Genomic DNA, 13,510 nt, shown 5'->3' on the forward strand with positions numbered 1-13,510 from the left:
GTATCGACCTCGGTACCGGGCGAGGGAGTCGGGCGATGGCGACGATGCGTCGTGCCGGTCTGATCGCTTGGGCTCCGCAGAATGCGATGGACACATTCCCGCCGACCATACGTCTGACTGACTGGTTCGCACAGGCAGGCATCGATGGTCCCGACCTGACGGCGTACGGCTTGGAGAACTCGATCCTGCGCCGACGGCCTCACCAGGTCTCGGGAGGTCAGATCTCCCGCATCTCCTTGGCCGCAGCCGTGGCGAAATCCCCACGCTTGCTCGTCTGCGATGAGCCGACCGCGGGGCTCGACCCCGAACAGGCCGACGCCGTGGTGGGCGTGCTCAATGAGCAGGTATCGACCGGCAGCCGCGCGGTGCTCGCAGTGACGCATGACCTGTCAGGTCTGCAGCGCAATGCCCGGCCCGACGACCGGGTGGCGGTGATCTTCAACGGGCATATCGTCGAAGACTGTTCGGCTGAGGACTTCTTCGCCGGACGCGCCACGAATGCCTATGTGCAGGCGTTGGCCGCGGCCGCACCGGCCGCCGGAGCGCACCCGCTGCCTGTGGCCGATCAGCCGCGACCGAAGTCGTGGACGTACCGGGACGGGGACGAGCTGCGCCGCCTCGGCGAAGGTGTGGTCGGGGCAGGCGGACGGATCCAGCCGGATGGCCGGACCTCGCCGGGCGCCGGGACCTTGCCGGGGGCCGGACCCTACTGGGGGCCGGGGCGGGACGGAACCGAATCGTCGACGGGGGAGCGCTGGAATGAAGCTGACTGATGTGGTGATCGACTACGGCTCGTCCCGTATCGGCCCGGTTGACGCGGACGTGCCTGCGGGGACGGTGACGGTGCTGCAAGGCGCGTCGGGCAGCGGGAAGACCAGTCTGTGTCTGGCCATGACGGGTTTCCTGACCCCGAGCAGCGGGCAGGTTGAAGGCGACCTCGGAGTGCTCGTGCCGCAGAACCCGCGCGAATGGCTCAACCCGCGGCACACGGTCGCCGAGGTCATCGAACACACCTGGACCGTGCGCGGTGCCGGGGGTGTTGCTGCGGGTGGACGTGCGGGCGATGCCGGCAACGATGCGACTGATGCCGAGCGGGGGCGTGAGGCTGCCGCAACTGCCGGGGACGATCGTCGCCTGGGAGCCCTGCTCGACCGCGCGCTGCTCGGCCCCGAGCTGGCTCACCACCGCTGCGGTGAGCTCTCCGGCGGGCAGGCGGCACGCGTCTGCATCGCCCGTGCGCTGGCCAGCGGCATCGACACCATCGTCTGCGACGAGCCGACGGCCGCCCTCGACTCGTCGAATGCCGCACGCATCGCCTGGCTCATCAACGACCTCGCCGAGGCGGGGAAGACGCTCGTCTGGGCGACCCACGACCGCGACCTCGTCGCCGCCACCGACACCGGCTACTCCTTCATCACGCTCTGAGTCCGCAGTTCACGCCGGGAGCGACCACGTTTCGTCCAGCGCATCAGGATGCGAACAGAGGTACCGGGCGACAGGTGAGCCGCACCCGCACCAAATGTGATGGTGGTGCGCTCCGATTGTGGTTCGTCAGCCTCCAGCCGCAGGTTCGTCATCGAGTTCTGATCGGGACATCGAGTTAAATCCCGATGACTGGCGCAAAAGGCGATGAGTCGTGGGACGAAACCCGATGACAGTGTCGCCGCCGCCTGATCAGCTGGCGAATCCGCGCCCACAGCCGGGCGAACCGTCAACCAGCCGGGCGAACAGTCACTCAGTCGTGGAATCTGCGCTGACGGCCGGACGGATCAGCACCCAACGGCGCACTGCCAGCACGAGTGCGGCAACCAGCCCCACGATGAGCAGTCCGTCGGCAGCGATGTAGAGCAGATGCAGGGACGACCCGCCGTCATCGACTCCCGCGAGAACCGCATCCGTGCGCTGATTGAGCAACGGCCGAATGACGACGACCTTGATGATGAGCACTCCGATGAGCCCGCACGCCACACTGCGGTAGACGCGATCGACACCCGACTTCAGCAGCGCCCACAGCAGGATCACGGCGATGACGAGCTCGACCCAGTTCATCACTCCGAACACCAGCCGACCGATGCCCAGCCCCAGCGGGATCGTGATGCCGGGGGCTGTGAACTTCAACGGCGCCTCGATGAGCGAGATGCCGATGATGAGCCCGAGCCAGACGGCGGGCAAGATGATCCGAGCGCTCGCCGCCAGCCGCGAGTCATCGGTGCTGAAGAAGTGAGTCATGCCTTCGATTCTACTCCTCGTAGAAAACCGTCTGCCGCGCACTCACCTCCGACCCCAATTACTACCTGACGGCGGCGCAGCAACCTCGCGCGAGGTATCTGGGCCGCCGTCGGGTAGTAAGAAGGGGTGGTGATCGGCCCACTCAGCGACTTCGCCGCACCCGCTCTAGACTGGTGTCCATGCGTCTGTTCTCCAACGCCGTGGTGCGCACTTTCGCACCCCAAGCCGCCTCGAGTGCCCCCGACTCGAACACCCCTGCGTCGATCGCGTCCGACCCGAGCGAATCGAACACAGACAAGGTCCCCGACCCGACCTCCACGCCAACCTCCGACCTCACACAGGCGGCCCCGGATGCGATCCTCGTCGATGGGGAGACCATCGTGGCCATCGGCACCCGGGCCGAACTTCTCGACATCGCCGCCGCGGAATCGTCGACGACGGCGGCGCTCGCCTCGGCGGGTGGGGTCGGTGCCACCACGGTCATCCCCGGCCTCGAGATCGATGAGATCGACTGCAGCGGGCAGGTCATTCTGCCCGGATTCGTCGACGGACACATCCACTCGATCCTGTACGCCGACTCCCTGACCGACCTCGATCTGTCCCAGACGAAATCCCTCGCCGAGGCGGTCGCCGCCATCCGTGCACGCGCCGATTCCCTCCCGGTGGGCACCTGGGTGGTCGGCTCCGGATGGGACCTCAACAAGTGGGAGGACCCGAGCTACCCTGACCGGGAACTCCTCGACGCCGAGGTCCCCGACCACCCCGTGGCGATGTGGTCACTTGATCTGCACACCTTGTGGGTCAACGCCCACGCCCTCGAGATCGCCGGCATCGACGAGGCGACCCCCGACCCCTCGGGCGGAAGTTTCGTCCGCGACGATGACGGGCAGTTCACCGGTCTGGTGCGCGAAGACGCCACCGATCTCGTCGCCCGCTTCATCCCTGAACCCAGCCGCGAGGACCAGGTCGAACGCCTCGCCACCACCCAGGAGCTCTTCCTGTCACAGGGGCTGACCGGGATCCATGACTTCGACGGCATCGCCTCGACCTTGGGCTGGAACGACCTGCATGCGGCCGGTCGCCAGGACATGCGCGTGACCTTGTTCCTGCGTTCACCCGAAGTGCCGTGGGCGATCGAAACCGCTTGGCACACCGGTGACGGCGATGATTGGCTGCAGTGCGGCGGGCTGAAGCTGTTCTCGGACGGGGCGCTCGGCTCGCATACCTCGCACATGTCCTCGGCATTTCCCGCGATCGACGGTGAGGACGAGAACTTCGGTGTCGTGCAGATGACCGAGGACGAACTCTTCGACCAGGCACACATCGCCACCGAGGCGGGAATCTCCGTGGCCATCCACGCCATCGGCGATCAGGCGAACCACCATGTGCTCGCTGTCTACGACCGCCTGCGGGAAACGACGAAGGCCGCGGAGGAGAAGTTCGGCCGACCCCTGCGTCACCGCGTCGAACACGCCCAGTTCATCCAGCCGGCCGACGTCGCCCGGTTCGCCGAGCTCGGGGTGCTCGCGTCGATGCAGCCGCGCCACTGCATCTCCGACCTGCACCTGCTCCACCTCATCGACGAGTCCGCGCGGCTAGCCGCCTATGCCTGGCCCGACCTGCTCGACGCCGGGGCGCACGTGGTCTTCGGCTCCGACGGTCCGGTCGAGCATGCGAGCCCCTTCGCCGCGATCTATGCGGCGATGACCAGGGCGGACATCTCCGGTGACGCGTCGACGACCTTCCAGCCGCACCGTCGCCTGAGTGCCGTCGAGGCCATCCGCCTGCACACTCAGGGACCGGCCTTCGCCGCCGGGCTCGAGGACCGGCGCGGGTATCTGGCGCCGGGCATGGACGCCGACTTCATCGTCGTCGACACCGATCCGTGCGCGGCCGAAGGGCTCAACGTTGATCACTCAAGTGTCGCCGCGGCAGAGCGCGACGGCCTCCTCGGCTACGATTCCGAAGAAGCCCTGTTCGCCCACGCCGAGGCGATCCGCGACACCCGAGTCGCGCTCACCGTCGTCGGCGGCGAGGTGAAATACCGGGCCTGAATCGCCGAGGTGGACGACCACCTCGGCGATGGACAGGACCCGGACTGCCCGCTCCCTCGACCAACCGCTCCCTCGACCAACTGCTCCGTCGATCAACCGACAAGGACGTCCCCGCATGCCCCGCTCGTTTCTGGCCCAGGCCCGCAAGGTCGATGAGGCGACCCCGGACTCCCGCAGCCGCGAGGTCGACTTCCTGCGCGCCGCGGCGATCACCGTCGTCGTCCTCGGCCACTGGACGATCATCGCCGTCAGCGCCACCGGCGGCATCGAACCGCATGGTCTGCTTGATGAGGCCAGGTGGACGCACCCTCTGACCTGGGTGTTCCAGGTGATGCCGATCTTCTTCCTCGTCGGCGGCTACTCCAACGCACTGTCCTGGCGTTCGGCCAGGCGGCGGCAGACCGGCTACGCGGAATGGCTGCGGGCACGCCTGCGCCGCCTCGGACTCCCGCTCATCCCGCTGCTGCTCGTCTGGCTGGCCACCTGCGTCATCGCTCTGACCGCCGGCGCCGAACCCGCCTCCGTCCAACTGGCGTCCCAGATGGCACTCGTGCCGACCTGGTTCCTCGCCGCGTATCTGCTCGTCGTCATCGTCGCCCCGCCGTGTCTGATCCTGTGGGAGAAATGGGGCTGGTGGTCGATCATCGCCGGCATCGGCCTGGCCGGAATCATCGACCTCATCAGCATCGCCACCGAGAGCACGCTCGCCGGCTATCCGAACTACCTGCTCGTCTGGGCGAGCTTCCATCAGTTCGGCTACGCCTGGCTCGACGGCCGACTCTCCAGCATCAGACGCTGCCTGCTGCTCTTCGTCATCGGCGCTCTCGGGCTCGGGCTCCTCGTCGGCTTCGGCCCGTATCCGGTGTCGATGATCACCGCAGGCACCGACACGATCTCGAACTCCGCGCCGACGCGCGTGACGATGGCCTTCCTCGGCATGGCCCAGGCCGGAATCGTGCTCATGCTCCAAAGGCCGCTGGCCGCACTTCTGCGCAGCCCCGGACTGTGGTTCCTCACGGTGCTCGTCAACCAGCGCATCATGACCTGGTTCCTCTGGCATCTCACCGCACTGACTGCCCTGGCCAACGTCCTCATCGGCCTCCATGCTGATGCCGTACTGCCCGAACCGCTGACCGGGATCTGGTGGCTGACCCGCCCCCTGTGGGCACTGGTTCTGCTGGCGATCACCGGTGTGCTCGTGGCCATCTTCGGCCGGTTCGAAACACCGGCCCCCGACGATCGTGCCGCCCCTCCCATGTGGATGCCGATCGTCGCCTCGGCGGCCATCTGCGCGGGCCTCGCGATCATGGCCGACACCGGAATGGTCGACGGCCACGGCGTGACCTGGATCTGGCCGCTGCTGCCGCTCATCGGCATGGTCGCCTTCGGCGTCGTCCGCCTGCCCGGTCGGCGAACTGCCAAGAGCTGACCCTCGCCGAGGCGGCCGGACCGTCACGCTGAAACGTTGCCGCGTCGGACGCGGAGATACGGAACGACAACGGCCCGACGTCCCCGCGGGGACGTCGGGCCGTTGCCCGCGGTGGTCGGTTGACCCGCCTCGGCGAAGGAGTGAGGGGATCGGATGACCCGCCTCGGCGAGGGCGAATTCGATCAGATGTGGCGACCGCCAGAGATCTCGGTGACGGTGCCGGTGAGGTAGCTCGAGAGTCCGGAGGCGAGGAACAGCACCACGGAGGCGACCTCTTCGGGTTCGCCGGCGCGGCCCAGCGGGATGTCGGCGAGCTTCGAATCGATCGCGTGCTGCGGCATGGCCGCGGTCATCGCGGTGTTGATGAAGCCGGGCTGGATCGCGTTGATGCGGATGTTCTTGAACGCGACTTCCTTGGCCACGGCCTTCGTCATGCCGACGATGCCCGCCTTCGCAGCAGAGTAGTTCGACTGTCCGGGGTTGCCGACCTTGCCGCTGATCGAGGACACATTGATGATCGAGCCGCCGCGGTCCTGTTCGCGCATGAGGGCGGTCGCGACCTTCAGCCCGTTCCACGTGCCGCGCAGGTGGACGGAGATGACGTCGTCGAACTGCTGCTCGGTCATCTTCCGGATCGTCGCATCGCGGGTGATGCCGGCGTTGTTGACCCAGATGTCGATGCCGCCGAATGCGGTCGTGGCCGCCTCGGCGAGCTTCTCGACGGCCTCGAGGTCGGAGACGTTGCACACTGCGCCCGCGGCGACGCCGTCTCCGCCGAGTTCGGCCACGGCCGCCTGCAGGCTCTCCTCGTTCATGTCGGCGAGGACGACCTTTGCGCCGGAGTGAACGAGGCTGCGCGCCATCGCCAGGCCGAGGCCCTGTCCGCCGCCGGTGACGACGGCGACCTTGCCGTCCAGCAGGCCGGGGATGGCGGTGACTCCGCCGGTTTCGGTGACGGTGATGCCGGAGTTCGCGATTGTGGATTCAGTCATGGGATTCCTTTCGTTGGTGAGGTCAGAAATGCCGGTCAGAGGTTGAACTGCGGTTTGTGCGCGCCTTTGAGCAGCTGCTTGGCGACGACGACGCGTTGGACCTCGGAGGTGCCTTCGTAGATGCGGAACAGGCGTGCGTGGCGGTAGAAGCGTTCGACCGCGGACTCGCGCATGTAGCCCATTCCACCTTGGATCTGCACGCCCTTGTCGGCGATGCGGGTGAGTGCTTCGGAGGCGAAGAGCTTCGCCGAGGAGGGGCCGAGCTTGCGATCGGTCTCGGCGTCCCAGCGCTGTGCGGCTGAGAGGACGAGGGCCTTGGCGGCGGCGACGTCGGTGTAGATGTCCGCGAGCATCGCCTGTACGAGCTGGAATCGGGCGATCGGTTCCCCGCCCTGCTTCGCCTCGGCGGCGAAGCGCACCGATTCGTCAAGGATGCGGATCGACTGGCCGACGCAGATCGCGGCGATGTGCAGGCGTCCCTTGTTGAGTGAGGCCATGGCGGCGTAGAAGCCCTTCTCCTCCTCACCGCCGATGAGGTTGGCGGCAGGCACGCGCACGTCGTCGAAGAAGATCTCCGAGGTCCAGGCGCCGGCCTGACCCATCTTGTGATCGTGCGGGCCGACGGTCACGCCTTCGGACTTCGTGGGCACGAGGAAGACGGAGATGCCCTTGGAGCCCGTGGCATTCGGGTCGGTGCGGGCGAAGACCATGAGGACATCGGATGCCTCGGCGTTGGTGATGAACCGCTTGGAGCCGTTGATGATGTAGTCATCTCCGTCGCGTGTGGCCTTCGTCCGCAGGCCCGAGGGGTCGGAGCCGGCCTCGGATTCGGTGAGGGCGAAGGAGGCGACGACCTCTCCGGAGGCCAGGCGGGGCAGCCACTCCGACTTCTGCTCGTCGGTGCCGTAGTTGACGAGCACCTGTCCGGCGATGCCGTTGTTCGTGCCGAACAGGGACCGGAACGACGGGGTCGTGTAGCCGAGTTCCATGGCCAGCAGTGCGTCCTGTTCGGCATTGAGGCCGAGGCCGCCGTACTCCTCGGGCAGGGCCCAGCCGAAGAGTCCCATTTCGGCGGATTCCTTGATGATGCCTTCTGGGAAGGCGTCCTCGTCCTCGACCTGGGTCTCGAGGGGGACGACCTTCTCGCGGACGAATTCTCGGACGGCAGACAGGATGTCGTCGAGTTCCGTGTTGTCCATTGTCAGATCTCCTTCAGATGGTTGCAGTGCAGAGGTCTTCTGCGGGCAGGTGTTGGGATTAAGGGGCTGAGCGGATGGCCGCGAACTGGTTGAGCCTAGAGGCTGTCGAGCCAGGCGCGGACCTGATCGGAGTCGGCTCCGAGTTCTGGGGGAGCGAGGTCGTAGGAGACCTGCGACTTCGACAGGGTGATCGGGTTGCGGACGGTCGGGATGATGCGGTCGCCGCTGCCGGTGTCCACGACCGGTTCCAAACCGAGGCTCTTGGCGTGTTCGACGCCTTCGGCGATCGTGTTGATCGGGGCGCAGGGCAGGCCCGCGGCCGAGAGTTTGTCGAACCATTCCTGTGCGGTGTGAGCCTGGAGGGCCTCGAGAAGTTCGGGCTCAAGGGAGTCGCGGTTGGCGTTGCGATTCTTCGCCTGGGCGAATCGTTCGTCGTCGCACCAATCGGGGCGTCCGACCACCTCGGCGAGGATCCGGAATTGGCCGTCATTGGCCGCGGCGATGATGATCTCACCGGACTTCGCGGCCATCGGCTGGTAGGGGTAGAGACTCGGGTGGGCGTTGCCCATCCGCGTCGGATTCACCCCTGCGGCCGCGTAGGCACCGGACTGATTGGCCAGGCCGGACATCGCCGAGGACATGAGGTTGGTTTCGACGAGCTGGCCCTCGCCGGTGAGCGTGCGGTGTCGGATCGCGGCGAGGACGCCGATCGTGGTGTGCAGACCGGTCATGACGTCGAAGACGGCGACGCCGGCGCGGTACGGCGAGCCGTCGGGGCTGCCGGTGACCGACATGAAGCCGGACAGCGCCTGCATGAGGAGGTCGTATCCGGGCAGCGGGTTCTGCGGCCCGAAGCCGGTCACCGAAGCATAGATGACCGTCGGGTTGGCAGCGGAGACGCTGTCGTAGTCGAGTCCGTACTTCGCCAACCCGCCCGGTTTGAAGTTCTCGACGACGATATCGGCTTCGGCCGCGAGCTTCTGTGCGGTGGCGAGGTCATCGGGGTCGGTGAAGTCGAGGACGATGTCGTATTTGTTGCGGTTGATCGACAGATAGTAGGTGGCATCCTCGTTGCGCACCGGTGGTGCCCAGTGTCGGGTGTCATCGCCTTTGGGGCCTTCGACCTTGATGACGGTGGCGCCGAGGTCGGCGAGCATCATCGTCGAGTACGGTCCGGCCAGCACGCGGGAGAAGTCGACGACGATCTGTCCCGACAGGGGACCCGAGCCGGCGCGGGGGAGGAACTCCTCGAGGCGGTCGTGGGCAGGCGGCCGATGGTGATCGCGTCCGGAGCCGCTGTCGTGGTGCTCAGAAGTGGTCGACTGCTTCATCGTCGAATGTCTTCCTCTCGTCGGGCCGGCGGCGCTGCTGTGTGCTGTCGAGCTCGGCATTCTGGGCCCGTGCTTGAGCAGCGGGCGCGTGGTCCGTCCCACCATATAACAGGATCAGCAATAATGTACATGGATTATTATCGGAACAGGTATTGGCTGGGATGTCGGTCGGGGCAACGGCAGAGGCTCCAGCACGGATTCGGAAAAGGAGCAGTCGATGGAGATTCAGCAGGTCAAAGCGTTCCTCGCAGTCGCCGAAGAGCTGCACTTCGGTCGTGCGGCCGAACGGCTCGGAATGCTGCAGCCGCCGCTCAGCCGCACGATCCGCGCGCTCGAGGACCACCTCGGCGTCGATCTGTTCCGACGCACGACCCGCAATGTGGCGCTGACCGCGGCGGGAGAGGCGCTGGTGGAGCCGGCGCGGAAGATGATCGAGTACCGAACCTTGGCCGCCGAGGCGGTGCGCCGGGCCGCCGATGGGCAGACCGGACACATCGAATTCGGATTCGCCCACTCGTCATCGCGCAGACTGGCCGCGGCGCTCGTGACTGCATCCACCGCGCACAGGCCGGGGGTCAGCTTCGGGCTCCACTCCGATGTCTACGCCGAGGAGGGGATCACCCGCCTCGTCGACGGCTCGCTCGACCTCGCGCTTGTGAGGTGGGCGAAGCAGCCACCCGGGGTCACAGGTCGGCCGGTGATGGTCGAGCGTCTCTCGGCAGCCCTGCCGGTGGGTCATCGTCTGGCGGGACGCGCCTCGGTGCGGGTGGACGAACTTGCCGACGAGGATTTCATCGCTCTTCCCGAGCATCCTTCCTCGACGTTGCGGGAGGCGACGCTGCGTCTGTGCCACGAAGCGGGGTTCGCACCGCGCGTAGTCCAGAGCGCGCCGGATTCGCAGACGATCGGAGCCCTGGTCGCGGCCGGACTCGGCATCTCGATCACCTTCGACTCGGTGTCCGCCGCCACCCGAGAGGTCGGCACCGTGGCCGTGCCCCTCGATATCCCCGAGGAGCCCACGATGCTCTACCTCGCCCACCGCACCGACCACGGAAAGGCCTCCGTGGAAGCGGTGCTCACCCTCGCCGAGGAGGTCCTGCCGACCGTTGGATGATGGCGGTGGCGGGCCGGTTCACAGCTGCGCGTTCCAGGTGTCGAGGCGGTGGCGGAGATCCTCGGCGGTCATGTCCGTGAGGCCGATCCCGTGGTAGTTCGGCAGCCAGGTCTCGACGCGATCATGGGCACGTGCCGCAGCTTGGACGTCCCATGCGCGGATGTCATGGATGCGGCGGCCGAGGAGTCGTTCGTACTCGTCGAGAAAGTCGGCGGCCGCCTCGGGGGAACCGAGCAGCACGAGATCCTGACGGCACCAAGCGAGGTCGACCCCGCGAGGTCCGCGGCTCGCGCCCGACCAGTCGACGACTCCGGTGAGGCGCCCGCCCGTCCACAAGGCATTGCCTGCCCAGAAATCCGTGTGCGTGAGGACCTCTTCGTCGCGGTCGAGGTTCGCCCACTCGTTTTGGGCACGAATCGCGATGGCAGAGTCTCCAGGCGGCGGGGACTGCGGAGCCAGAGGCAGACCGGTGCTGTCGAGTTCGTGGATGCGCACCAACGCCGCGGCCATCTCGCGGGCGATGGTGGTCAGAGGTATCGCCGGATCCGGTGGTGAGCCCGGGACGCGGGTCGTGACGATGACCGGGTCGTTGGTGTCGGCGCTGTGGGCGATGAGGCGGGGGACGAGGTCACCGAGCGGTCTCAGTCGATCGAGCACTGCGGCCTCTTTGACCGCCGCATCATGGCCGGCGGGGAATGCGCGGACGACGAGCTCCGCGTCTCCGTCGCGGGAGGCCATGGTCAGCGCGTGCTGACCGCCGGCAAGGGTCTCGACGAATCTCACCTCCCGGCCGATCAGCGCCGAAGCTGTCGCGAGGGCGCGTGCGCGGCGGCTTCGCTCGGCCGTCCTGAGCTGTCTCTTCAGCCCTTCGGCATAGCGTTTGGCCATCAACTCCTGGGCCGCCACGGTCACCGGAGCGCCCAGACGGAGGAGAGGATGTGCTGGGACGGAATCGGCGCTGATGGTCACGCCGAGGCGGCCGTCAGTGCTGATGGATACGAGGAAAGTCTCCTCACCGTTCTCGAGGTGGCCCGGCAGGGTGCGATAGGTGAAACCGGCGCGATCCTTCTCATCGAACACCCGTGTGACGACGCACGAACCCACAGGCACGAGCAGACCGCGACCGCGCAGCCGCCTCGGTGGGGCGGGCCATGCGGGATTGAGTCCCAGGTCGACGATCTGACCTTCGGATACGCGACGGCTCGGACGGACCACCACGCCGGCGAGTTCCTGCAGCATCCAGGAGAAGATCGCTTCTCGGGCGAGCGGGAACTGGTCGCCCGAGCCGAGGTCGAGATGGAACTCAAGATGATTCATGACTCCATTCTCGTCCAGTTCACTCGTTCGATGGCCGTAGTCCTTGTCATCTTCGAACGGCTATGCCTACGATGAGAAGCGAACGCTGAACGAACGCTCGCTTCAGGGCAATTCGCCAGGTCAGCGCCGAATGACCATGTCACAGCACGAACACTGGAGTTCATCTATGTCAGACAGCACCTCATCCGCTCAGCCCGCAGCTGCCTCGGCGGCTCCGAAATCCGGTCGCCGCTTCGAAGGACAAGTCGCTGTCATCACCGGTGCCAGTCGCGGCATCGGTCTCGGAATCGCTCGGCGGCTGAACGCGGAGGGCGCCACCGTCGTCCTCACCGCGCGCAAGCCCGAAGCGCTGAATGAGGCAGTCGCCGAGTTCCCCGAAGGCACGGCGCTCGCCATCGCCGGCAAGGCCGACGACCCGGCTCACAGGGCAGAGGTGTTCGACACGGTCGCTGAGAAATTCGGTCGCCTCGATGTGCTCGTGGCCAACGCCGGAATCAACCCGGTCTACGGCCCGCTCGTCGACATGGAACTCGACGCCGCGCGGAAGATCTTCGACGTCAACGTCCTCGGTACGCTGGCCTGGGTACAGGACGCCGTCCACCACGAGCGCCTGAACTTCCGCGAGAACAAGGGGTGCGTCGTCACCCTGTCGTCGGTCGCCGGGCAGATCCCGAGCGAAGGCATCGGCTTCTACGGCATTTCGAAGGCGGCGGTCTCGCATCTGACGAAGACTCTCGCCGTGGAGCTCGGGCCCGACATCCGCGTCAACGCCGTTGCCCCGGCAGTGGTCAAGACGAAGTTCGCCACCGCGCTCTACGAAGGCAGGGAAGAGGAGGTCGCCTCCGCGTACCCGGTCAAGCGCCTCGGCACTCCCGAGGACATTGCCGGTGCCGTCGCCTATCTGGCCTCAGAGGACGCCGACTGGATCACCGCGCAGGTGCTCACCGCCGATGGGGGAGTCGTCACCGCCGGCGGCAGCGCCTGAAACTGAGGCGCATTGTTGGGTCGATCCACGGTGTTTCAGGCGCGGAAACCACCGTGGATCGACCCAACAATCCAATGTGGGCAGGGTTCGCGGAACGTCTAGCGAGCAGCCTGCCGCTATTTCGCGGGCAACTTGTGGCCGGGCGACCGTTACTTCACCGGGTCGCCAGGCACCACCCTTACTTCACCGGAAGGCCGGCGGCGTGCGCGCAGATCTCGCCGTAGCGTTCGGCCACGCCAGCCGGGTCGAGTTCGCCGCCGGCCCGGTACCACTGCGAGACGCCCGTGCAGATCGTCGTGATCGCTCGTGAGGCGTCCCGCGGGTATTCCGTGGTGAAGCTGCCGTCGGCAACGCATTCCTCGACCACCTCGTCGAGGAGTTTCTGCTGCCGGTCACGAGCGGCGATATGAGCATCCCGGTGCTGATCCTTCAGCGCTCGGATCTCGCTGAAGGCGATGAAGGCGAGATCGGACTGGTGCGCGTGGAAGAGCAGCAGGCATTCGATGAGTCGGTCGAAGCGGGCGGTCGGCTCCTGCCCGCCGTCGGCGAGTGCCGCGACGCTGCGCTGCCACAGATCCTCCATCGCCAGGCGGTCGATCTCGGCGAGGATCGCATGCTTCGATGCGAAGTGGTGATAGAGGCCTGGCACTGACAGCCCGGCTGCGCCGGCCAGCTGGCGGATGCTCGTGCCGTGGAATCCGCCCGTGACGAAGCTGTCGAGAGCGGCCTGGAGGATCGGCGAGAGCAGCGGGGCATCGTAGTCCCGCCAATCGATCATGGGTGCATTGCTCACGAGTTGTCCCTGCCTGCTCCGTCTCACTGTCTTCTCATCCCTAATCTACGGCCATTCGTGCCCCGCG

Annotated in this window: 12 protein-coding genes; 6 read left to right on the forward strand and 6 right to left on the reverse strand. The window is 66.7% G+C overall.

What is annotated here, in order from left to right; genetic code table 11:
- The first annotated feature begins 35 nt into the window (after positions 1-35).
- Together KTJ89_RS18985 and KTJ89_RS18990 are read left to right on the forward strand one after the other, a co-directional pair.
- On the forward strand, positions 36-773 hold the full coding sequence (locus KTJ89_RS18985; RefSeq protein ID WP_259358933.1) for an ATP-binding cassette domain-containing protein: 738 nt from the start codon (positions 36-38) through the stop codon (positions 771-773).
- Positions 760-1,425, forward strand: coding sequence for an ATP-binding cassette domain-containing protein (locus KTJ89_RS18990; RefSeq protein ID WP_259358934.1), 666 nt, complete (start codon positions 760-762; stop codon positions 1,423-1,425). The genes KTJ89_RS18985 and KTJ89_RS18990 overlap by 14 nt, the downstream gene beginning before the upstream one ends.
- 306 nt (positions 1,426-1,731) lie before the next feature.
- On the opposite strand, the gene KTJ89_RS18995 is transcribed toward KTJ89_RS18990, so the two are convergent.
- Complete coding sequence (locus tag KTJ89_RS18995; RefSeq protein WP_259358935.1) at positions 1,732-2,229, reverse strand: hypothetical protein; 498 nt, start codon at positions 2,227-2,229, stop codon at positions 1,732-1,734.
- Between the two features lie 179 nt (positions 2,230-2,408).
- Between KTJ89_RS18995 and KTJ89_RS19000 the strand changes: the two genes are divergently transcribed.
- Together KTJ89_RS19000 and KTJ89_RS19005 are read left to right on the forward strand one after the other, a co-directional pair.
- Positions 2,409-4,283: an amidohydrolase gene (locus KTJ89_RS19000; RefSeq protein WP_259358936.1), complete on the forward strand. Its 1,875-nt coding sequence runs from the start codon at positions 2,409-2,411 to the stop codon at positions 4,281-4,283.
- A gap of 115 nt (positions 4,284-4,398) precedes the next feature.
- A complete protein-coding gene (locus KTJ89_RS19005; RefSeq protein WP_259358937.1) occupies positions 4,399-5,712 on the forward strand; it encodes an acyltransferase family protein in 1,314 nt (437 codons plus the stop codon).
- A gap of 182 nt (positions 5,713-5,894) precedes the next feature.
- Here the strand turns inward: KTJ89_RS19005 and fabG are convergent, their stop codons facing one another.
- From fabG to KTJ89_RS19020, 3 genes are all read right to left on the reverse strand, one after another.
- Positions 5,895-6,704 carry a 3-oxoacyl-ACP reductase FabG gene (fabG, locus tag KTJ89_RS19010; RefSeq protein ID WP_172172401.1) on the reverse strand — a complete coding sequence of 270 codons (810 nt, stop codon included), beginning with the start codon at positions 6,702-6,704 and terminating at the stop codon, positions 5,895-5,897.
- Positions 6,705-6,739: 35 nt separating this feature from the next.
- The gene (locus tag KTJ89_RS19015) at positions 6,740-7,903 is read right to left on the reverse strand and encodes an acyl-CoA dehydrogenase family protein (protein WP_259358938.1); all 1,164 of its coding nucleotides are present in this window, start codon (positions 7,901-7,903) and stop codon (positions 6,740-6,742) included.
- A gap of 95 nt (positions 7,904-7,998) precedes the next feature.
- Positions 7,999-9,234, reverse strand: coding sequence for a CaiB/BaiF CoA transferase family protein (locus KTJ89_RS19020; protein WP_259358939.1), 1,236 nt, complete (start codon positions 9,232-9,234; stop codon positions 7,999-8,001).
- 217 nt (positions 9,235-9,451) lie between these two features.
- Between KTJ89_RS19020 and KTJ89_RS19025 the strand changes: the two genes are divergently transcribed.
- A complete protein-coding gene (locus KTJ89_RS19025; protein ID WP_062239555.1) occupies positions 9,452-10,348 on the forward strand; it encodes a LysR substrate-binding domain-containing protein in 897 nt (298 codons plus the stop codon).
- Between the two features lie 18 nt (positions 10,349-10,366).
- Here the strand turns inward: KTJ89_RS19025 and KTJ89_RS19030 are convergent, their stop codons facing one another.
- A complete protein-coding gene (locus KTJ89_RS19030) occupies positions 10,367-11,665 on the reverse strand; it encodes a DUF1990 family protein (RefSeq protein WP_259358940.1) in 1,299 nt (432 codons plus the stop codon).
- A 166-nt stretch (positions 11,666-11,831) separates the two neighbouring features.
- On the opposite strand from KTJ89_RS19030, the gene KTJ89_RS19035 reads away from it, so the two are divergent.
- Positions 11,832-12,650: an SDR family oxidoreductase gene (locus KTJ89_RS19035; RefSeq protein ID WP_259358941.1), complete on the forward strand. Its 819-nt coding sequence runs from the start codon at positions 11,832-11,834 to the stop codon at positions 12,648-12,650.
- 178 nt (positions 12,651-12,828) lie between these two features.
- Here the strand turns inward: KTJ89_RS19035 and KTJ89_RS19040 are convergent, their stop codons facing one another.
- Positions 12,829-13,443: a TetR/AcrR family transcriptional regulator gene (locus KTJ89_RS19040; RefSeq protein WP_259358942.1), complete on the reverse strand. Its 615-nt coding sequence runs from the start codon at positions 13,441-13,443 to the stop codon at positions 12,829-12,831.
- Positions 13,444-13,510 lie beyond the last annotated feature (67 nt).

This window comes from Brevibacterium sediminis (genome assembly GCF_024895295.1).
Lineage (GTDB): Bacteria > Actinomycetota > Actinomycetes > Actinomycetales > Brevibacteriaceae > Brevibacterium > Brevibacterium sediminis.